The organism is Rhodococcus sp. 14C212, assembly GCF_011058195.1.
GTDB lineage: Bacteria > Actinomycetota > Actinomycetes > Mycobacteriales > Mycobacteriaceae > Rhodococcus > Rhodococcus aetherivorans.
Map to the genome: position 1 here is coordinate 30324 of NZ_JAALEH010000020.1, position 20566 is coordinate 50889.

The 20566-nt window shown below is 72.5% G+C and carries 17 protein-coding genes; 7 read left to right on the top strand and 10 right to left on the bottom strand.

Going from position 1 to position 20566, the window contains the following annotated elements:
* Positions 1-83: 83 nt before the first annotated feature.
* The 5 genes from G6038_RS11710 to G6038_RS11730 form a co-directional block, all read right to left on the bottom strand.
* Positions 84-983, bottom strand: a complete 900-nt coding sequence (locus tag G6038_RS11710; protein WP_165037809.1) for a galactosyltransferase-related protein — start codon at positions 981-983, stop codon at positions 84-86.
* Positions 980-1987: a UDP-N-acetylglucosamine--N-acetylmuramyl-(pentapeptide) pyrophosphoryl-undecaprenol N-acetylglucosamine transferase gene (locus G6038_RS11715; protein WP_165037864.1), complete on the bottom strand. Its 1008-nt coding sequence runs from the start codon at positions 1985-1987 to the stop codon at positions 980-982. Before G6038_RS11715 ends, G6038_RS11710 begins: the two co-directional genes overlap by 4 nt.
* Positions 1984-3102, bottom strand: a complete 1119-nt coding sequence (locus G6038_RS11720; protein ID WP_165037811.1) for a glycosyltransferase — start codon at positions 3100-3102, stop codon at positions 1984-1986. Before G6038_RS11720 ends, G6038_RS11715 begins: the two co-directional genes overlap by 4 nt.
* Entirely contained in the window at positions 3099-4157 is a 1059-nt protein-coding gene (locus G6038_RS11725) for a glycosyltransferase (protein ID WP_165037812.1), read from the bottom strand. The genes G6038_RS11720 and G6038_RS11725 overlap by 4 nt, the downstream gene beginning before the upstream one ends.
* A gap of 288 nt (positions 4158-4445) precedes the next feature.
* A complete protein-coding gene (locus G6038_RS11730) occupies positions 4446-4913 on the bottom strand; it encodes a pyridoxamine 5'-phosphate oxidase family protein (protein WP_165037814.1) in 468 nt (155 codons plus the stop codon).
* A 64-nt stretch (positions 4914-4977) separates the two neighbouring features.
* On the opposite strand from G6038_RS11730, the gene G6038_RS11735 reads away from it, so the two are divergent.
* Positions 4978-5928: a WYL domain-containing protein gene (locus G6038_RS11735; protein ID WP_165037815.1), complete on the top strand. Its 951-nt coding sequence runs from the start codon at positions 4978-4980 to the stop codon at positions 5926-5928.
* A 163-nt stretch (positions 5929-6091) separates the two neighbouring features.
* Here the strand turns inward: G6038_RS11735 and G6038_RS11740 are convergent, their stop codons facing one another.
* Positions 6092-6742: a hypothetical protein gene (locus tag G6038_RS11740; RefSeq protein ID WP_165037866.1), complete on the bottom strand. Its 651-nt coding sequence runs from the start codon at positions 6740-6742 to the stop codon at positions 6092-6094.
* Positions 6743-7006: 264 nt separating this feature from the next.
* Here G6038_RS11740 and G6038_RS11745 point away from each other — a divergent pair, with 264 nt between their 5' ends.
* Positions 7007-8296 (top strand): adenylosuccinate synthase, encoded by a 1290-nt coding sequence (locus G6038_RS11745; RefSeq protein WP_165037816.1) that lies wholly within the window; start codon positions 7007-7009, stop codon positions 8294-8296.
* A 19-nt stretch (positions 8297-8315) separates the two neighbouring features.
* Here G6038_RS11745 and G6038_RS11750 read toward each other — a convergent pair whose 3' ends face one another.
* The gene (locus G6038_RS11750) at positions 8316-8855 is read right to left on the bottom strand and encodes a methylated-DNA--[protein]-cysteine S-methyltransferase (protein ID WP_165037818.1); all 540 of its coding nucleotides are present in this window, start codon (positions 8853-8855) and stop codon (positions 8316-8318) included.
* 66 nt (positions 8856-8921) lie between these two features.
* Here G6038_RS11750 and G6038_RS11755 point away from each other — a divergent pair, with 66 nt between their 5' ends.
* The gene (locus G6038_RS11755; RefSeq protein WP_165037819.1) at positions 8922-10385 is read left to right on the top strand and encodes a PLP-dependent aminotransferase family protein; all 1464 of its coding nucleotides are present in this window, start codon (positions 8922-8924) and stop codon (positions 10383-10385) included.
* Between the two features lie 124 nt (positions 10386-10509).
* The gene (locus G6038_RS11760; protein WP_165037821.1) at positions 10510-13986 is read left to right on the top strand and encodes a serine/threonine-protein kinase; all 3477 of its coding nucleotides are present in this window, start codon (positions 10510-10512) and stop codon (positions 13984-13986) included.
* 70 nt (positions 13987-14056) lie between these two features.
* Here G6038_RS11760 and G6038_RS11765 read toward each other — a convergent pair whose 3' ends face one another.
* The gene (locus G6038_RS11765) at positions 14057-15154 is read right to left on the bottom strand and encodes a CaiB/BaiF CoA-transferase family protein (protein WP_165037822.1); all 1098 of its coding nucleotides are present in this window, start codon (positions 15152-15154) and stop codon (positions 14057-14059) included.
* A 91-nt stretch (positions 15155-15245) separates the two neighbouring features.
* Entirely contained in the window at positions 15246-15626 is a 381-nt protein-coding gene (locus G6038_RS11770) for a nuclear transport factor 2 family protein (RefSeq protein WP_165037824.1), read from the bottom strand.
* A gap of 86 nt (positions 15627-15712) precedes the next feature.
* Here G6038_RS11770 and G6038_RS11775 point away from each other — a divergent pair, with 86 nt between their 5' ends.
* Positions 15713-16093, top strand: coding sequence for a VOC family protein (locus G6038_RS11775; protein WP_165037826.1), 381 nt, complete (start codon positions 15713-15715; stop codon positions 16091-16093).
* An 88-nt stretch (positions 16094-16181) separates the two neighbouring features.
* On the opposite strand, the gene G6038_RS11780 is transcribed toward G6038_RS11775, so the two are convergent.
* The gene (locus G6038_RS11780) at positions 16182-18824 is read right to left on the bottom strand and encodes a vitamin B12-dependent ribonucleotide reductase (RefSeq protein WP_165037827.1); all 2643 of its coding nucleotides are present in this window, start codon (positions 18822-18824) and stop codon (positions 16182-16184) included.
* A gap of 43 nt (positions 18825-18867) precedes the next feature.
* Between G6038_RS11780 and purT the strand changes: the two genes are divergently transcribed.
* Positions 18868-20073: a formate-dependent phosphoribosylglycinamide formyltransferase gene (purT, locus tag G6038_RS11785; RefSeq protein WP_165037828.1), complete on the top strand. Its 1206-nt coding sequence runs from the start codon at positions 18868-18870 to the stop codon at positions 20071-20073.
* Positions 20070-20552 carry a DUF456 domain-containing protein gene (locus G6038_RS11790; RefSeq protein WP_165037830.1) on the top strand — a complete coding sequence of 161 codons (483 nt, stop codon included), beginning with the start codon at positions 20070-20072 and terminating at the stop codon, positions 20550-20552. The genes purT and G6038_RS11790 overlap by 4 nt, the downstream gene beginning before the upstream one ends.
* Positions 20553-20566 lie beyond the last annotated feature (14 nt).

Consider the following 20566-nt stretch of genomic DNA (forward strand, 5'->3'; position numbering starts at 1 on the left):
GCTCCGTTCGATCGAGACGGGGGACGTTCACGTCTCGACCGAGTTGCCCCGCACGTCCGTTCCCAAACATCGGCCGGGGCGCGTCAGGCCTCGGCGTGCGCCGGGGTGGCGACCCACCGGTCCGTGGCGGCGTCGTATCGGGCCAGGCCCGCCTCGGCGAATCGCGCAAGCCACCCGGTCATCGGCCAGCGCCCCCAGTGTCGGTGGAAAACTGCTGCGTTGTAAAGGATCTCGTGCAGATGCTCGACGGGCGGGTCGGAGACCGGATGGTGCTGATGGAAGGCGTGCGCGCCGCCGATCCAGCGCAGCCCGACCCCGGCCCGCGCGGCGCGCTGGGCGAAGTCGGTGTCCTCACCCCCGTACCCGATGTAGTCGGTGCAGAAGCCGCCGACGGTGGTCCATGTCTCGCGGGTCGCCGCGAAGGACAGAGACCAGAACAGGTCGTACTCGTCGCCGACGTGGATCGCGCCGGCGGGCGGGTCCGGCCGCGCGGGGTGCGGGTTCACGTTCCGGCCGAGGCGGGTGAGGTCGTACCCGCCGGGCCCCGGCGGCGGCAGGTAGGTCACCGGGCCGCACAGCAGCGCGTCGCGGTGCTGTGGATCGCCCGCGGCCCGCTCGTACAGCCCGAGCAGGCCCGCGGAGGGGATGCAGTCGACATCGAGGAACACCAGCAGGTCGGCGCCGCGGGCCAGGGCGCGTTCGGCGCCGAGATTGCGGGCGGCGGACAGTCGCAACGGCCCACCTGCGGTGGGCAGTCGCAACGGCCCGCCTGCGGTGGGCAGTCGCAACGGCCCGCCTGCGGTGGGCAGCCATTCCGTGTGAGCAGGGTAGCCCTCCGACTCGATCAGGGGCGCGACGGCCGGGTCCCCCATCGAAACCACCACGTGGTCGTCCGGGGCCCGCTCGCTGCGTGCCAGGCCGCGCAGCTGCAGCCGCAGGTGCGCGTGCCGGCCGGCGACGAGGGTGATCACGGTCGTTCTCATCGCGGCGCCACCCTCGCGGCGACCTCCTCGAGCACCGCGGCGGCGCGCGCGGCGGCCCCCTCGGTGCGCCATCGGGACCACTGCGCAGGGTCGAGCCGCCGTGCCCGGCGCAGCAGTTTCGGCCAGTCGTCGGGGTGCGGCCAGGTCGGCAGGGTTACCGCCAGCCCGGCCCGGCCGAGCGCGTCGGCGGTGGCGCACTGCTCGTCGTACGGCCGGGGCTCGGCGACGACGATCGCCGGCCGCCGTGCCGCGGCGATGTCGGCGACGGAGTTCTGCCCGGCGTGGCCGACGACGACGTCGGCGCGGCTCAGGGCGGGCCACGGATCGTCCACCCACGGACCGCCCGGCACGCCGACACCGTCCCACGCGTAGCCGGGATGACGCTCGGCCAGCTCGTGCAGGCACTCGGCCGACAGGGACGAGCCGCCGCTGCCGCTCAGGACCAGGACCCGGGGCCGGTCCCCGGGGCCGGGGCACGCGACGGGCCGGCCGTCGAACCGGCTGATGCCGCCGACATAGGTGGTCTTGTCCGCGTACGGACGCAGGTACGCCGGGTCGTACACCTCCCGCGGCCACGGCGCGACGATGTGTTCGGCCGCGCGGTATCCCAGCCGGTGCGGGGTGTCGGCGCGCTCGCCCGGCATGGCCACAACCACGACGGGGACGCCCAGCAGCCGGGCGAACACCGTGACCTCGACCGACACGTCGACCACCAGCAGCCGGGGCCGGGCCGTGGCGACCCAGTGCGCCAGTGCCGCCATCCGCTCGCGCAGGCCGCGGTCGTGCCGGGGGACCCAGTGCAGCAGCCCGCCGGCGGTGGGATCCTCGGCGGTGCCGGCGGCCTCGTCGTCGCGGGGCAGTTCCACGACGTCGGCGAAGACGTCCGCGAAGCCGCCCAGCGGGGCCGAGCACAGGGCGGTCACGGGTTCACGCGTGCGGGCGCAGATCGAGGCCGCGCGGGTGCGGTGCCCGTGCCCGTGGTGGTGGATGTAGTAGCCGATCACGCCGGGCACCGCCGGACGATCGGGCCGGGACGGGCGGGCGCCGCGCACAGGCGGCGGTACAGGCCGAGGTAGGAGTCCACCATGGTGCGTTCCGAACAGAACGTCTCGGCGCGCCGGCGGGCGTCGCGCCGGGACAGCCGGACCGCGTGGGGGACGGCCGCCGCCAGCGCGGCCACGTCGCCGGGGGCGACGAGGCGGCCGCTGCGCCGGTCGAGCACCTCGGGGATGCCGCCGCGCGCGAAGGCGACGACGGGTGTGCCGCACGCGAGGGACTCGGCCACGACGAGGCCGTACGGTTCGTCCCACTGCGGGGTGACCAGGGTGGCGGCCGACCGGCCCACCGCGGTCGCAAGTTCCTGCTGCGGCAGGTGGCCCAGATAGGTGACGCCGTCGCCGAGGTGCGGGGCGATGTGCCGGGTGAAGTAGTCCTCGTCGCTGACCGGACCGGCGAGCCGCACGTGCGTTCCCGCGCGCCGGGCCGCCTCGATCGCCAGGTGGGCGCCCTTCTCGGGGACCAGGCGGCCGAACCAGATCAGCGACGGACCACCCGAGCCCGGCGGCCACGTCGCGAGGTCGACACCGTTCGGCACGACGGTGATCGGCGCGGCGACGGCGTGCGCCCAGGCCGCGGCGGTGTGCCGGCTGACGGCCGCGAAGTGGGCCGGGCCGCCGCCGGGGACGGCGAGCGCCGACTCGAGCCACGGCGTCGGCGGGGTGTGCAGGGTGGTCAGCATCGGGGTGCGCAGCGTCGCGGCCATCGCCGGCGGCAGGTAGTGGAGGCTGTGGTTGTGGATCACGTCGAACGAGCCGGCGAGCGGGCCGGCCAGTTCCAGCATCAGGGACAGGTAGGCGTGATGGGCGTCGAGGAACGTTTCCGGCGGCATCGACACGTCGCTGCGCGCCGCGGGGCTGGGCGTGAAGGTGCGCACCTCGAGGAACGAGGCGGGCAGCGTGACATCGGAGCCGGTGGCGGCGAACAGCGTCACCCGGTGGCCCTCGGCGCCGAGCGCCCGGGTCAGGTGCCACACGTGGGCCTCGAGTCCCCCGGCGAAGGGCTGGGCGACGGGGAAGCGGTGGGACGCGATGAGGGCGATGCGCAGCGGACGGTCGATCACGACAGCGCCCGTTCGTAGATCGTGTGGTGCGCCCGGGCCAGGGACCGGCGCTCGACCATCCGCTGCGCCCAGTCGCTGTGGGGCCGCCTGCCGCTGTGGTACAGGGCGCGCACCGACTCGGCCAGGGAATCCGGGTCGAAGGACTGCTCGTCGAAGGTGAACACCTGGCAGGGCCGTTGCTGGTGGTAGAAGCCACAACTGGGGGCGATGACCGCCGTGCCGAGATCGTGGCAGGCCTCGAGCCAGCCGGAATGGGTGCCGAACCGGTACGGCAGGACGGACACCGACAGCGAGGACAGGTACTCCCACAGCTCGTCGTCGGAGAAGTACCGGTGCACGCGCACGTCGACCCCCGGCCGGTCGCCGAAGGCGAGGATCCTCGCCCCGGCCTCGGGGGCGTACCAGTGGTTGTCCGGATCGAAGATCTCGTCGTGGACGTTGATCCGCAGCTGCGCTCCGGGCAGTTCGCGGACGGTCCGCGCCAGGGTGTCGAGGACGGGGAAGACGTCCATGTTGGCGCGCAGGCTCTTCGCGTGCACCCCGACGACGAACGGCTCGTCCGGCGACCGGGACGCACGCGCGAACCAGGGCTGTTCGACCACGTGCGGATGGGGCAGGACGGTGGGGGTGCGGCCCCACGTCGCCTCGATGCGTGCGGCGGCGCCCTCGGTGAGCGTGATCAGCTCGGTGGCGGCGGGGATCAGGACGTCGAGCTGCTTGTTGTGGATGCCCGGCGTGGGATGGTGCGGGTTGCGCAGGTCGTGCACGGTGTAGACGAGCGGGATGTCGTGGTCGGCCAGTTCCGCGACCACGTCCTGCAGGGCCTCCGGTTCGATCGCGTCGAAACCGAAGTGGATGTGGAACACGTCGAACTCGGTGTGGTGGGCGGCGATCCATCCCGGCTCGAGCATGAGGGGCGGCCACCATCCGCCCGGCACCTTACGTCCGTCGGCGGGCACCGGATCGGGAAGCCGGACCACCTTGTCGCCCCCGTGCGGTCCGGCGAGGTGCCGGACGTAGACGTGCGACGCGGGCACCGAGGCCACTCGAATCATGTTCCCACCCTCCCCGTGACAACCGTTGCGGCCGGCCACGGGCGAGGTGGCCGGCCACGACGGGCGTCTACCCGTTCGGCGGGGATCCCACACCTTGCCCGACGGGCGACGAGAACGGAGGCCCGCCGCGGGGGCGGGGTGGACATATTCGGGGGCCGGAGGTTTCGACCGCGCGCCAGTGGGCACAACGGTTCCGGGCCGACCCGTAGTCCGGATGCGTGCCGGCCAAGGTGCCCCGGGTTGAACTCGACAGCCCGGGGCGCCGAACTCTCTCGGCGTGCGGGCCGATCAGCGGGTGAAGCGCTCGACGCCGGCGCCGGGCCGCCACAGGTCCACGTACATGTGCTCCCCGTCCACCGACGTGAGCACCGCCTCGGCCAGGCCGAGTTCGAACACGTGCATCGGTCCCGGCGGCACCTCCTCCGGGTAGGCGGCAAGCACGGCCGCCTTCTCCTCGTCGTGCAACTCCCGGGCCCGGCCGGCGACCTTCGCGTCGCCCCCTGTCATCGAGTGGTGCCCCGGATTCGAATGCAGGGCGTAGCGCGGGTCGCGCTGCAGATCGCGCGCCTTCCTCGCGCCGGGCATCGAACCGAGCACCAGCCGGCCGCCGACGATCTCGACCTCCGTCCCGCTGACGCGGGGCGAGCCGTCCCGCCGCACCGTCGCCAGGACGTGATGCTTGTGCGCCTGCAGTCGTGCGGCGATCGCCTTCGCCAGATCCGGTGCCTGCTCGGAGAACTCGTCCCATGTACTCATGGCTCCAGCATGCCCCCGTATCACTGACATCTGAGTGTCAGTGATTTTTGCGTAGGCTGCGGACATGCGATCGGCACGTCTGCTCGCGATGATGCTCCGGCTCCAGGGCAGCGCGGGCCTGACCGCGCGGCAACTCGCGGACGACCTCGGCGTGTCGGTGCGCACCGTGTACCGCGACGTCGGTGCCCTGTCCGCCGCGGGGGTCCCGGTGTGGACCGAGAGCGGGCCGGGTGGCGGCATCCGCCTGCTCGACGGGTGGCAGTCCCGGCTGAGCGGGCTCACCAGCGACGAGAGCGCCGCGCTGATGCTGCTGGGGGTGCCCACCCTCGCCGCCGACCTCGGGGTGGAGCTCGACGCGGCACGCGGCAAGCTGCTCGGGTCCATGCCGGTCACCCTGCGCAGCGCCGCCCAGGCCTGGCGCGACCGGGTACACGTCGACGTCCCCGGCTGGTTCGCCGCACCGCGCGACAACACGCACCTGCCGGCGGTCGCGTCCGCCGTGTTCGACGAGCGTCGCCTGCGCATCCGCTACCGGCGCGGCGAGCGGACCGTGGCCCGCACCCTCGACCCGCTCGGGCTCGTCGCCAAGGCCGGGGTCTGGTACCTCGTCGCCGCCCACACCGGTCACGTCCGCACCTACCGCGTCGGGCGCATCGCGTCCGCCACGGTGCTCGACGCTCCCGCGCACCGCCCCGGCGGCTTCGACCTGCCCGCCTACTGGGCGGCGTCCGCGGCGGAGTTCGACCGGGCCCTGCGCACGTTCGCCTGCACGGTCCGCCTCACCCCGGCCGCGTGGCGGCGCCTGCCCCGCGTGGTGGGCGCCGACGCCGCCGACGTCGAGCCGGGCCCGCCGGACGCGGACGGGCGGGTTCGGGTGGAGCTGCTGCTCGAGACCGAGGAGGTGGCGCTCGACCAGCTCCTCGCGCTCGGCGGCGGGGTCGAGGTCGTGGCCCCGCCGTCGTTGCGGGCCACCCTCCGCGCCGCCGGAGAGACGCTGGCCCGCTGCAATTCGTGACGCGGGCGAGAGGGCCGAGGGGACTCGGCGGACGGGGCCACCGGGCGCCGGCGCCGCGGGCGCTGCCCGTGGCCGGGCGGGGTGCCCCGGCAAGGAGCCGGACCGAAGGCGAAAACTGTTCTGCGCGAACGGGTACCGGGGTGCGGCGGGGTGCGCGGAATGCTCAGCGCACGAGCTTCCACTTGTGCTCGTGCCGGTAGAACGTGGACCGCTTCACCGCCCGGAGGTTGGCCACCCCGTCACGGGTGAGCAGGGCGCCGGGCGAGCCGAGCTGGACGGCGCGTCCGGTCACCCAGCGGTAGCCACCGAACCAGCGCGGCCGGTCGATCGCGGCCCGCAGGCCCGGCATGTCGGGGATCGGCTCGATCCGCACGCCCGGGGCGACCCCGCTGAACAGGCGAGTGTCGTCCACGTACGCCTCGCCGACGAGCTCGCCGACCTCACCCTCGACGAGGGCACGCCCGACGAGGGCGATGCCGGCGTCGTCCCGGATGAGCGGCACCGGCCGGGCCACGCCGTGCAGGGCGACGGTCGCGGCCTTGGACCCGAACCGCAGCCCGTAGGCCTCGGCGGCCGGGGTGCGCCGCTCGGGGACGTAGGCCAGTTCGATGCCGAGCCGCTCCGTGCGCATCATCCGGGTCAGCGCCGCGGCGAAGGCGGCATCCCCGCCCACCACCACGAGCCGGGGATCCTCGACCGACTCGAGATGCGCGAACACGTCCTCGAAGTCGTCCTTGCCGGGAAGCACGGGGGCGGTCAACGTGGTCAGGGACGTCAATGTCAACGGCAGCGGGGCGTCACCGCACTTGAGCACAACGGGGGTCAAGAGCACTCCTCTCGCGGCCGACGATGATCCGTTCACTCTAGTCACGACGGGCCCCGCCGCCGGGCGCCCGAACGTGGCACGGTGAGTCGGGCGGATTCTCGGTCCCCCTCACAGACGGGACGGCGACCGGCGGACGCCGGAGGCAGCGCCGCGGGCGTGGTCCGCTAGACTGTCCCCCCGGCTTCTGTTCTGTGACGGCAGAACCCTGCAGGCGGAGGGCGCCCGCACGTCGACACCCTAGGAGACAGCGAAATGCCGGCAATCGTCCTGATCGGCGCCCAGTGGGGCGACGAGGGCAAGGGCAAGGCCACCGATCTGCTCGGTGGCCGGGTGCAGTGGGTGGTGCGCTACCAGGGGGGCAACAACGCCGGCCATACCGTCGTCCTCCCCAACGGGGAGAATTTCGCGCTGCACCTGATCCCTTCCGGCATCCTCACACCCGGCGTCACCAACGTGATCGGCAACGGCGTGGTCGTGGACCCGGGCGTGCTGCTCGACGAGCTGGCCGGCCTCGAGAACCGCGGGGTCGACACCACGAACCTGCTGCTCAGCGCCGACGCGCACCTGATCATGCCGTACCACGTGGCCATCGACAAGGTCACCGAACGCTTCCTCGGCGCCAAGAAGATCGGCACCACCGGCCGCGGCATCGGCCCGTGCTACCAGGACAAGATCGCCCGCGTGGGCGTCCGCGTCGCCGACGTCCTCGACGAGAAGATCCTCACCCACAAGGTCGAGGCCGCCCTGGAGTTCAAGAACCAGGTGCTGTCGAAGATCTACAACCGCAAGGCCCTCGACCCGCAGCAGGTCGTCGACGAGGTGCTCGGCCAGGCGGAGGGTTTCAGGCATCGCATCGCCGACACCCGGCTGCGCCTGAACCAGGCCCTCGAGGCCGGCGAGACGGTGCTGCTCGAGGGATCGCAGGGCACGCTGCTCGACGTCGACCACGGCACCTACCCGTACGTGACGTCGTCGAACCCCACGGCCGGCGGCGCGGCGGTCGGGTCGGGCATCGGCCCCAACCGGATCGGTACGGTGCTCGGCATTCTCAAGGCCTACACCACCCGCGTCGGTTCGGGTCCCTTCCCGACGGAACTGTTCGACGAGCACGGCGCCTACCTGGCCAAGACCGGCGGCGAGGTCGGCGTCACCACCGGCCGGGCCCGGCGCTGCGGCTGGTTCGACGCCGTGATCGCCCGCTACGCGACCCGCGTCAACGGCATCACCGACTACTTCCTCACCAAGCTCGACGTGCTGTCGAGCCTCGAGACCGTGCCGATCTGCGTCGGCTACGAGGTGGACGGGGTCCGCGTCGACGAAATGCCGATGACGCAGACCGACATCCACCACGCCACACCGATCTACGAGGAGATGCCCGGCTGGTGGGAGGACATCTCCGACGCCCGCAGCTTCGAGGACCTGCCGAAGAACGCACAGAACTACGTGCTGCGGCTCGAGGAGCTTTCGGGCGCGCGCATGTCGTGCATCGGCGTCGGCCCGGGCCGCGACCAGACGATCGTGCGGCGCGACATCCTGGGCTGAAACCCGCTGCGGCTGCCCGTCAGAACAGGGTCGGATCGTCGAAGCCGGGGGCGTGCTCGAGCGCGAGCAGCTCCCGCTTCGTGACGGTGCTGCCGGGTGCGGAGAAGCCGCCGATGCCGCCGCCCGCGGCGAGGATCCGGTGGCACGGCACGACGAGCGGAACGGGGTTGCGCCCCAAGGCCTGCCCGACGGCCTGCGCTCCGGCCGGCCGGCCGATCCGGGTGGCCACCTCGCCGTAGGTCGCCACCGTCCCGGGACCGACCGTGCGTGCGAATTCGTAGACCGCGGTGTCGAATTCGGACACATTCTGGTAGTCGACGGGAACCCAGCGCAGGTCGTCCGGGGTGCCGGCGAGATGCGCAGCGACGGCATCGATCACGGGCTGCACGGAGGCCGGGGCCGGGCGCTCGATCGCGCCCGGGAAGCGGTCGAGCAGTTCGTCGCGCGTCGGCTCGGGTGCGGTCTCGGGCAGTTGCAGGCCGACGATGCCGGCTGCGGACCACACGAGCCCACACGTGCCGACGGCGGTGTCGAAGAGGGTGTAGCCGAGGGTGGTCACGTCGTCAGTATGGACTGGCCCGGGGACAGGCGGCCACTTCACCGACTGGCCTGCGATACTGGACTGGTGATCACGCGTGCGATCGGAGCCGGCTCCCTGGCCCGCGACCTCGGCAACTGGCAGGACACCGCCGATCGGCGGCCCACGTACCGGGCCCTCGCGGACGGAATCCGCCTGCTGGTGCACGACGGTCGCGTCCCCCTGGGCGTGGCGCTGCCCAGCGAACGCGAGCTCGCCGCCGCGCTGGCACTGAGCCGCACCACCATCACCTCCGCGTACACGGCGCTGCGCGAGGCCGGGTACCTGCGCAGCCGGCAGGGCGCGCGCAGCACCGTCGCGCTGCCGTCCGGCCGGACCGCCGCCCCGGCGCGGGCCGCCGGTCCCGGCCCCGCCCGGGCGTCCGAGACCGTGGACCTGAGCTACGCGTCCATGCCCGCGCCCGCCGCCGAGATCGAGTCCGCCTACGCGGCCGCGTTGCGCTCGGTGCCGGCCTACCTCGACTCGCACGGCATGGAGCCGATCGGCGTGGCCCCGCTGCGCGAGGTCATCGCGCGGCGCTACCGGGACCGTGGCCTGCCGACCGAGGCGGACCAGATCATGGTCACCTCCGGCGCGCAGCACGCGCTGCGCCTGCTGCTCGGCGTGCTCACCGACGCCGGCGACCGCGTGATCGTCGACCATCCCACGTATCCCAATGCGCTCGAAGCGATCCGGCGGCACGGGGCGCGGCCGGTCGTGGTGCCGGTGCGGCCCGAGGGCGGCGCCGACGCCGGCTGGGACCTGGAGGGCCTGCGCAGCGCCGCGCGGCAGACGGCGGCGCGAATGGCATTCCTGATCCCGGACTTCCACAGCCCCACCGGGCTGTGCATGGGTGTGCAGGGCCGGGCCGAACTCGTGCGGATCGCCGAGGAGACCCGCATGACGCTGGTCGTGGACGAGACGATGGTGGACCTGTGGCTGGACACCCCACCGCCCCCCGCCGTCGCCTCGTACGGGGCGGACCGGTCCGTCGTGACGGTGGGATCCACCGGGAAGTCCCTGTGGGGCGGGCTCCGGGTGGGCTGGATCCGTGCCGACCGGTCCCTGATCACGCGGCTCGTGGGGGCGCGCTCCGCCGTCGACCTCGGCACGCCGGTGATGGAGCAGCTCGCCGCGGCGCACCTGCTCGGCGACGTCGAGGGCCTGCTCGAGCGGCGGCGCGGACAGCTGCGCCGCCGGCGCGCGGCGATGCTCGACGCGCTCGGCGAACACCTGCCCGACTGGCAGTACACGGTCGGGCCGGGCGGGATGTCGCTGTGGGTGCGGATGCCCACGCCGGTGTCGACGGCCCTCGCGGCGACCGCCCCGAATCACGGCGTGGTCCTCGCCGCCGGACCGCGGTTCGGGGTGGAGGGCGCGTTCGAGCGATTCCTCCGGCTCCCGTACGCACGGGAGGTCGACGAGGTGCGCCGGGCGGTGGCGTCCGTGGCCTCGGCGTACGACGCGCTCGCCCGCGGCCGGGACCTCGCGGAACCACACCTCGTGGTCTGATTCGGGGGTGGCCGGACGGGGCCCGGGAACCGGTCCGCGGCGTTATGCTCGAGGGGTACGCACGGGCGGTCACGCCGTTGTGGCCGTCCGCGAGCCGCCACTTCGGACGGATGCGAGAGCGACTGTGGCCGAAAAGGATCCGTACGCGACGCAGCGCGACATCGGGTTCGACCTCGCTGCCGAACTCGCCGCGGCCGGATTCGACGACGCGCGCGAGATCGGGCGCGGCGGATTCGGTGTCGTCTACCGCTGCTACGAGACCGCGCTCGACCGCCCGGTCGCGGTGAAGGTCCTCACCTCCCACATGGACACCGACAACCTCGAGCGGTTCCTGCGCGAGCAGCGCGCCATGGGACGGCTGTCCGGGCATCCGAACATCGTCAACGTCCTGCAGGTCGGCACCACCGAATCCGGGCGCCCGTACCTCGTGATGCAGTACCACCCGCGCGACTCGCTCGACGCGCAGCTGCGCCGCTCCGGACCCCTCCCGTGGGCCGAGGTGGTACGGATCGGCATCAAGCTGGCCGGCGCCCTCGAGACCGGCCACCGCGTCGGCATCCTGCACCGCGACGTCAAGCCGGCCAACATCCTGCTCACCGAGTTCGGCGAGCCGCAGCTGACGGACTTCGGGATCGCCCGCATCAGCGGGGGCTTCGAGACGGTGACGGGGGAGGTGACCGGGTCGCCGGCGTTCACGGCCCCGGAGGTGCTCAGCGGCCGCGTGCCCACCCCCGTCTCGGACGTCTACAGCCTCGGCGCCACGCTGTTCTGCGCGCTGACCGGGCACGCGGCATTCGAACGGCGCAGCGGCGAGCGGGTCGTGACGCAGTTCGTGCGGGTGACCACCCAGCCCGTCCCGGACCTGCGCGAGCAGGGCGTCCCGGACGGATTGTCCTCGGCGATAGAGCGTTCCATGTCGGTGGACCCGCAGGCCCGGCCCGCGACCGCCGCCGAGTTCGGGGAGCTGCTGCGCGAGGTGCAGGCCGACGAGGGGCTGCCGGTGGACGAGCTGCCGGTGGCCGGGGAACTCGAGCCGGGCTCGGAGCCCGGTCACCCTCCGTCGCCGTCCGTGGCGGAGCGGCGGAGCACCTATCGGTCCGGCGTGCGGGCCACGACCCCCCCGGTGCCGGCGACCCGGTTCCGGCCGCCGTCGACCACACGCCGGCTCGTGCCGCGGCGGCGCCTGCTCGCCGTCCTCGACACCGAGCAGCGCCGGAAACTGACCGTCATCCACTCGCCGCCGGGATTCGGCAAGACCATGCTGGCACTGCAGTGGCGCTACGTGCTCACCGAGAGGAACGTGCCCGTCGCCTGGCTCAACGTCGACCACGACGACAACAACGTGGTGTGGTTCCTGACCCACCTCGTCGAGTCGATCCGACAGGTGCGGCCCTCGCTGGCCCGCGAGCTCGGCCAGGTGCTCGACGAACACGGCGACGAGGCCGAACGTTACGTGCTCACCTCGCTCATCGACGAGATCCACAGAGCCGGTGAGCGACTCGTCGTCATCATCGACGACTGGCATCGGGTCGACGACCCCGCGACGGTCGCGGCGATGGCATTCCTGCTCGACAACGGCTGCCACCACATGCAGCTCGTGGTGGTCGGCCGGACCCGCGCGGGACTGCCGACGAGCCGGATGCGGGTCCGCGACGAGCTCGTCGAGATCGACTACGAGGCATTGCGATTCGACGAGTCCGAGGCGCGGACCTTCCTCGTCGATCTCGCCGGCCTGGAACTCGACGACCACGAGGTCGCCGACCTGACCGCCGCCACCGACGGGTGGGCGGCCGCGTTGCAGCTCGCGGCGGTGTCGCTGCGCGGGCGCGAGGACCCCGGGGAACTGATCTCCCACCTGTCCGGCCGGCACCGGGCGATCGGCGACTTCCTCGCCGAGAACGTGCTCGAGTCGCTGCCCGCGGACGACGTCGAGTTCCTGCTCACCACCGCGGTGACCGAACGCATCTGCGGCAGCCTCGCCACCGCGCTCACCGGGCACGAACGCGGTCAGGCCCTGCTCGAGGACCTCGAGGACCGGGACCTGTTCCTGCACCGGATCGACGAGGACGGCCGCTGGTTCGGGTATCAGCCGCTGTTCGCCGAGTTCCTCCGGCAGCGGCTCGAACGGGAGCACCCCGAGCGCATCCCGGCCCTGCACCGGACCGCGTCGGAATGGTACGAGAGCCATGCGATGGTCGGCGAGGCGGTCGACCACGCCCTCGCCGCGGGCGACGAGGAACGCGCCGTCGACCTCGTCGAGAAGAACGGGCGCCGCATGATCGAGCACGGGCACGCCACCACGCTGCTCGGGCTCGTCGCCAAACTGCCGCGCCGCACCGTGGCGAACCGGATCCACCTGCAGCTGTCGATCGCGTGGGGGAACATTCTGCTGCACCGCTCGGCGCCGGCGCTGCACGCGTTGGACGTGGTCGAGGCGGCGGTCGCGGCCGACGGCGTGAACGCCGAGGAGGCGGCCGACATCGCCGTCGAGGTCGAGGTCGTGCGCAGCATCGTCGCCCTGCGCCGCGACCGCTTGGAGCGCGCCGACGATCTCGTCGAGCACTGCCTGGCCCGCGCCGCCACGCTGCCGCCGCTGGTGATCTCGTCCGGGCTCAACGTCGCCACGTTCGCCGCGGTCTACCGGGCCGACTACGACGAGGTGGTTCGGCTGCAGCAGGTGGCGCAGCCGTACCACGAACTCAACGAGGGTCCCTACAACACCATGCACGCTCGCGCCCTGCTGGGGCTGGCCGCGGTCGAGCAGCTCGACGTCGCCGGGGCCGAGGAGCATTTCCGTGCGGGACTGCGCGCGGCGCGGCGCATCGGCCGGCACTCGTCGGCCGCGATGCTGGCCGGGTCGATCCTCGGCGAGCTGCTCTACGAGCGGGGCGAGCTCGACGAGGCCGAGCGGCTGCTCGACGACGGCTACGCCCTCGGCTCGGAGGGCGGCGTCGTGGATTTCAAGATCTCGCGGTACGTCGTCGGCGCCCGGCTCAAGGCGGTGCGCGGCGACCGCGCGGCGGTGGTGTCGCGACTGGCGGACGGTGCCCGCGCGGCCGCCGCCATGAACCTGGAGCGGCTCGCGGCGGCCGTCGAGAACGAACGCGTCCGGCTCGGTCTCGGACCGCTGCCGGCGGCGCCGCGGCAGCAGCCGGTCGCGTACGGGACGCGGCCGCGCCCCGACCACGGCACGGCGGCGTGGACCGCGCAGCTCGAGGAGGCCACGGCCATCCGGGGGCTGCTCGCCGACCCCACGCCGGAGAACACCGAGCTGGCGTGCCGGTGGGCCGGCGAGTGGGTGCAACTGCTGCGCGGCAGCCGCCGGGAACGGAGACTGCTGCGCGCGGAGCGGCTCGAGGTGGCGTGCCTGGCCGCGGCCGGGCACGACGAGGAAGCGGCGACCCTGCTGGCCTCCGTCGCCGCGCGGTGCGAACACGCGGGTCTGCGCCGGTTCCTGCCGGACGGCGGCCCGCTCGTGCTCGACGTCGCGCGCCGGCTCGCGGACGAGCTCACCGCGGGCAGGGGCCGCGCCGGTCGCCCGGACGTGTCCCCGGCGTTCCTGCAGGACGCGGTCGACACGGGCGCCGTGCACCTCCTGTAGGCGCCTGCGGCGCCGGTGTGTCCTTCGGGCCGTCAGGGCAGCCCGAAGGACACACCGGCAGCTCCGCTGCCTAGCGCCAGACGGAGTCGATGTCGGTGGCCTCGCCGGCCGGCGCGGCCGGAGGGCCCGCCGGGGTACGGGAGAACCGGGGCGCCGGGGCGTGCTGGGTGACGCCGTCGAGCTCGATCAGCGAGCCGCGGGCCGCGATGTGCGGGTTGGCCGGGGCCTCGCCGAACGTGAGCACCGGGGAGACGCACGCGTCGGTTCCGTCGAAGATCGCGGCCCACTCGTCGCGGGTCTTGGACAGGAACTTCTCGGTGAACAGCTTCTTCATCTGCGGCCACGCCGAGGTGTCGAGCTGCTGCGGCAGTTCGGCCGGATCGAGCTCGAGGCCCTGCAGCAGCAGCGCGTAGAACTGCGGCTCGATGGAACCGACTGCCATGTACCTGCCGTCGGCGGTCTCGTACACGTCGTAGAACGGCGCGCCGGTGTCGAGGAGGTTCACGCCGCGCTCGTCCGACCACACGCCGCGGCCGCGGAACGCCCACATCATGTGCGAGAGCGCCAGCGCGCCGTCGACCATCGCGGCGTCGACGACCTGCCCCTTGCCGGAACTCTGGCGCTCGACGAGGGCGGAGAGGATGCCGAAGATCAGGAACATCGAGCCGCCGCCGAAGTCGCCGACCATGTTCAGCGGCGGCACCGGCCGCTCACCCTTGCGCCCGATGGCGTGCAGCACGCCCGTCAGCGAGATGTAGTTGATGTCGTGGCCGGCGGCGTGGGCGAGCGGGCCCTCCTGGCCCCAGCCGGTCATCCGCCCGTAGACCAGGCGCGGGTTGCGGGCCAGCGCGACGTCCGGGCCGAGGCCCATGCGCTCGGTCACACCCGGGCGGAAGCCCTCGATGAGGACGTCCGCGCGCTCGACCAGCCGGAGGACCTTCTCGACCTGCTCGGGATCCTTCAGGTTGGCCTCGACGACGCGGCGGCCGCGCTGGATCTGGTCGCGGTGACCGGCGGGCGGGATCAGGCCCGGCCGCTGCACGCACACGACGTCGGCGCCGAGGTCGGCGAGCAGGGTGGCGGCGTGCGGGCCGGGGCCGAGTCCCGCGAACTCGACGACGCGGATACCCGCGAGCGGACCCTTCTTCTCAACAGCTTCTGCGGACACTCGTCGAACCTCACTCGGGGTGCGTTGGGATCATTCCCCGAGGAGGCTACCTTAGCGATCGCTAGAATGTGTCGAGGGTCATGGCGCGCGGCTATCCCTCGTACAGGTCCCCCTCGTTCAGCCGGGTGGCCTCGAACGCCTCCTCGAGGGTGTCGTGCCGGTACACCGAGACGACATGGTCGCCCACCACCCGGAATGCGATCGCCTCCTCGCGCGGGTGCTCCGGATCGGCCGCCCACGTGGCGGTCTCCTCGACCACGACGATCCCCTCGTGCACGAACATCCGGCCGGGCCGGAACGTCACGCCCGCCGTCGTCGCCCACTCCCGCAGTTCGTCGAGGCCCTGGTCCTCGTCGTCGTCCCCGGTGGGGAGCACGATGTCGTCGCTCGACAACGCCAGCAGGGTCTCGATGTCGTTGGAATTGACAGCGTCGTGCCAGGCCAGGACGGTCGCGATCTCGGAGGTGCTCATACGAGCAGATGCTAGTACCCCGGCCCCGCCACACACGGGTTGCCGCAACCTTGCCTGGCCGCGGGGTGAGGCGCACAGTGGTTCCCATGACGATCAGCGGTCAGCTCGTGAGCTTCCTGCCCAGTACCGATCTCGACATCTCGGAGATGTTCTACGTCGACACCCTCGGCTTCGAGAAGCTGTCCCGGGACCACTTCACGCTGATTCTGGACGCGGGCGGCGGCTCGCCCGTACGGGTGACGCTGGTGCAGTCCCGCGCCGATACGGGTTACACCGCCCTGGGGTGGCGGGTACCGAACCTGAACGAGACCGTCGGCACGCTGCGCGCCAAGGGCGTCGAATTCATCCGGTACAACGGCATGGCCCAGGACGAACACGACGCGTGGACGTCACCCGAGGGCATGCGGGTCGCGTGGTTCCGCGACCCCCACGGAAATGTGCTGTCGCTGATGGAGGCCACCGGCTAGGGCCGGCGTCGCCGCGAGGGGGCGGTTCTCGTCGACGCCACCCGCACGATGCCGCGACAACGTCCCCCTCGGCGCAACCGCGACCTCGTCAGCTGCACCCGCTGGTGCTGCCGCACGACGGACAGGCGTGGCAGGAACCCGAGCGCTGCATCTGCACCCCGCACTGCATGCAGTACGGCGCGTCGCTGTGGCGGGCGCGGCCCTGCCGGGTGTCGGCCACCGCGTCGTCGAGGACGGGCGCGCTGCGCTCGGCACCGGTGCGGATGCCGAGTTCGGCCCGCTCGTCCGCGTCGAGGTACTCCACCGCCAGGCGCCGGAAGATGTAGTCCAGGATCGACGTCGCGATCCGAAGGTCCGGATCGTCGGTGATGCCCGCCGGCTCGAACCGCGTACTGGTGAACGCGTTGACGAACGTACGCAACGGAACCCCGTACTGCAGGCCGTAACTGACCGCCATCGAGAACGCGTCCATGATTCCGGCCAGGGTCGAGCCCTGCTTGGCCACCCGCAGGAACATCTCGCCCGGACGACCGTCGTCGTACTGGCCGACGGTGACGAAGCCCTTGCAGTCCGCGACGCGGAACTCGAAGGTGCGCGACCGGCGCAGCCGCGGCAGCCGTTCCCGCCGCGGTGCCGGGGCCGTCGTCGCGGCCGGGGCCGCCGTGGCCGACAACGGTTGTCCCAGTTTGCAGTTGTCGCGATACACCGCGATCGCCTTGAGCCCGAGCCGCCACGCGTCGAGAAACAGCTCCTCGATGTCCGCCGCCGTCGCCGGCTCCGGCAGGTTGACCGTCTTCGAGATCGCGCCGGACAGGAACGGCTGCACCGCGGCCATCATCAGGACGTGGCCGCGCGGCTCGATCACGTTGTCTCCCATCGACGTCGCGAAGACCGGCAGATGCTCGGGCCGCAACTGCGGCGCGCCGACGACGGTGCGGTGCGTGTCGATGTGGGTGAGCAGCTCGGCCACCTTGTCCGGGGCATAACCGAGCCGCGACAATGCCCGCGGCACCGTGCGATTGACGATGGACAGCGTCCCGCCGCCCACCAGCTTCTTCGTCTTCACCAGCGCCAGATCGGGTTCGATGCCGGTGGTGTCGCAGTCCATGGCCAGGCCGATCGTGCCGGTCGGCGCGAGGACCGTCACCTGGCTGTTGCGTACCCCGTGTTCCGCGGCGAGGGCGCACGCGGTGTCCCAGTCCTCCCGCGCCGCGGCGAGAACGTCGGCGGGCGCGGCCTGTTCGTCGATGTCGTCGACGGCCCCGCGATGACGGGACAGCACCGCGAGGGTGTGCTCCCGGTTCTCGGTGAAGCCGTCGAACGGCCCGAGCCGGCGCGCGAGCCGTGCCGACACCGCGTACGCGTGCCCGGTCATCAGCGCGGTGAGCGTCGCGGCGTACGCCCGTCCGGCGTCGCTGTCGTAGGGCAGCCCCAGGGCCATCAGCAACGCCCCGAGATTGGCGTAGCCGAGACCGAGTTGCCGGAACCGGCGTGAGGTCCGCGCGATGCGGTCGGTGGGATAGTCGGCGCGGCCGACGAGGATCTCCTGGCCGGTGAGCACGACCGCGACGGCGTGCCGGAACCCGGCGACGTCGAACGTGCCGTCGTCGCGCAGGAACGCCAGCAGGTTCAGGCTCGCCAGGTTGCATGCCGAGTCGTCCAGATGCATGTACTCCGAACACGGATTCGAGCCGTTGATCCGGCCCGTCGCGGCCGCGGTGTGCCACCGGTTGATGGTGGTGTCGAACTGCAGGCCCGGGTCGGCGCACTCCCACGCGGCGGCCGCGATGCGGCGCAGCAGGTCGCGGGCCGGCACCGTGCGCACCGTCGCCCCGGTGGTCACCGCGCGCAGCGGCCACTGGGCGCCGTCGGCGACGGCCTGCATGAACTCGTCGGTCACCCGCACCGAGTTGTTGGCGTTCTGGTACTGCACCGAATGGATGTCGCGACCGTCGAGTCCCATGTCGAAGCCGGCCGCGGCCAGTACCCGCGCCTTGCGTTCCTCGATCGCCTTGCAGTCGACGAACTCCTCGATATCGGGGTGGTCGACGTCGAGGATCACCATCTTCGCGGCCCGGCGCGTCTTGCCGCCGGACTTGATGGTGCCCGCCGACGCGTCCGCGCCGCGCATGAAACTCACCGGACCCGACGCGGTGCCCCCGCCCGCCAGCGGTTCGGCCGACGACCGGATGCGCGACAGGTTCACACCCGCCCCGGACCCGCCCTTGAAGATCACCGCCTCCTGGCGGTACCACTCGAGGATCGAGTCGATGCTGTCCTCGACCGACAGGATGAAGCACGCGCTGGCCTGCTGCGGGGTGTCGGGCACCCCGATGTTGAACCACACGGGGCTGTTGAACGACGCCCGCTGCGTGAGGACCAGGTACGTCAGCTCGGCGGCGAACGCCTCCGGGTCGTCGAGGTGACCGTCGGACGCGCCCCACGCGGTGATGGTGTCCACGATGCGGGCGACGACGTCGCGCAGCGAGCGTTCCCGCGCGTCGGTGCCGAGGGTGCCGCGGAAGTACTTCTGCGCGACGATGTCGGTGGCGATCTGGGACCAGGCGGCGGGAAACTCGACGTCGCGCTGCTCGAACACGACCGCACCGGTGCCGTGGTGGACGATGCGGGCGTCGCGCCGCTGCCACTCCACCTCGTCGGCCGGGTCGATGCCGGCCGTGGTGAAGAACCGTCCGGTGTCCGACTCGAGGTTCGGCTCTGCGACGTCCATCGCGTCCTCCAGGTGCGACCTGCGGGGCACATATAGTCCCCTCATGGTCTCACCCCGAATCGGCACCCCGCTCACTCCCGGAGCCCTGCGCGTCATGCTGCTCGGCGCGGGGGAGCTCGGCAAGGAGGTGGTCGTCGCGTTGCAACGGCTCGGTGTCGAGGTGATCGCGGTGGACCGGTACCCGAACGCGCCCGGGCACCAGGTGGCGCACCGCGCGCACACCGTCGACATGAGCGACCCGCAGGCCCTGCTCGCGCTCGTCGAGGCCGAACGACCCCACCTGGTCGTACCCGAGATCGAGGCGATCGCCACCGACGCGCTCGCGATCGTCGAGGAGCGCGGTCTCGCCGAGGTGATCCCGACCGCGCGCGCCACCCGGCTGACGATGAACCGGGAGGGCATCCGCCGCCTCGCCGCCGAGGAACTCGGGTTGCCCACCTCCCCGTACCGTTTCGCCGAATCCCTCGACGAGGTCCGCGCCGCCGCGGCCGAGGTCGGCTTCCCGTGCGTGATCAAGCCGGTGATGTCCTCGTCCGGCAAGGGCCAGTCCACGGTCCGCACCCCCGACGACATCGCCGCCGCCTGGGACTACGCGCTCGCCGGCGGACGTGTCGCCCTCGGCCGGGTCATCGTCGAGGGCTTCGTCGACTTCGAGTACGAGATCACCCAGCTCACCGTCCGCGCCGTCGGGCCGTCCGGGGAGGTCGAGACGTTCTTCTGCGAACCGATCGGGCACCTGCAGCGCGCCGGCGACTACGTCGAGTCCTGGCAGCCCCAGCCGATGAGCGAGCGGGCGCTGGACCGGTCCCGGGAGATCGCGGCGACGGTGACCGGCGCGCTCGGCGGCCGCGGCGTCTTCGGCGTGGAACTGTTCGTCGCGGGCGACGACGTGTTCTTCTCCGAGGTGAGCCCCCGCCCGCACGACACCGGCCTTGTGACCCTGCGCTCGCAGCGCTACTCCGAGTTCGAGCTGCACGCCCGCGCGATCCTCGGCCTGCCCGTCGACACCACGCTCCTCGCGCCCGGGGCGTCGGCGGTGATCTACGGCGGCATCGATGCCGCCGGCATCGCCTTCGAGGGCGTCGCCGACGCGCTGTCGGTGCCCGAAACCGACCTCCGGCTGTTCGGCAAGCCCGAGTCGTTCGTCCGTCGTCGCATGGGTGTGGCGGTGTCCACCGGCCCGGACGTCGAGACCGCGCGGGCCCGCGCGGTCGAGGCGGCGTCGCGCGTGCGGCCGGTGGCGCCGTGACCGCCGGCGCGGAGGTCCTCGTCGGGCTCGCGATCCTCGTCGGCCTCGTCGGCATCGTCGTGCCGATCCTGCCGGGCACCCTGTTGATCTTCGGGGCGATCGCGGTCTGGGCCGTCGTCACCGGCGGCGCCGTCGCGTGGACGGTCTTCGCCGTCGCGACGACGGCCCTGCTGGTCACCGGCATCGTGAAGTACACGTGGCCGGGCGGACGGATGCGACGGGCCGGGGTGCCGACGCGCTCGATCGTCGCCGGCGGCCTGCTCGGCATCGTCGGCTTCTTCGTCGTCCCCGTGATCGGTCTGCTGCTCGGTTTCCTGCTCGGCACGTACCTGTCCGAGGTGCAGCGGCACCGCACTCACCGTGACGCCTGGCTCTCGACCGTGCACGCGACCAAGGCGGTGGCGCTGTCGATCCTCGTCGAGCTGCTCGGCGGTCTCGTCGCCGCGGGCGTGTGGCTCGGCGCGGTGCTGCTCACCTGAGCGTCGCAGCCGCC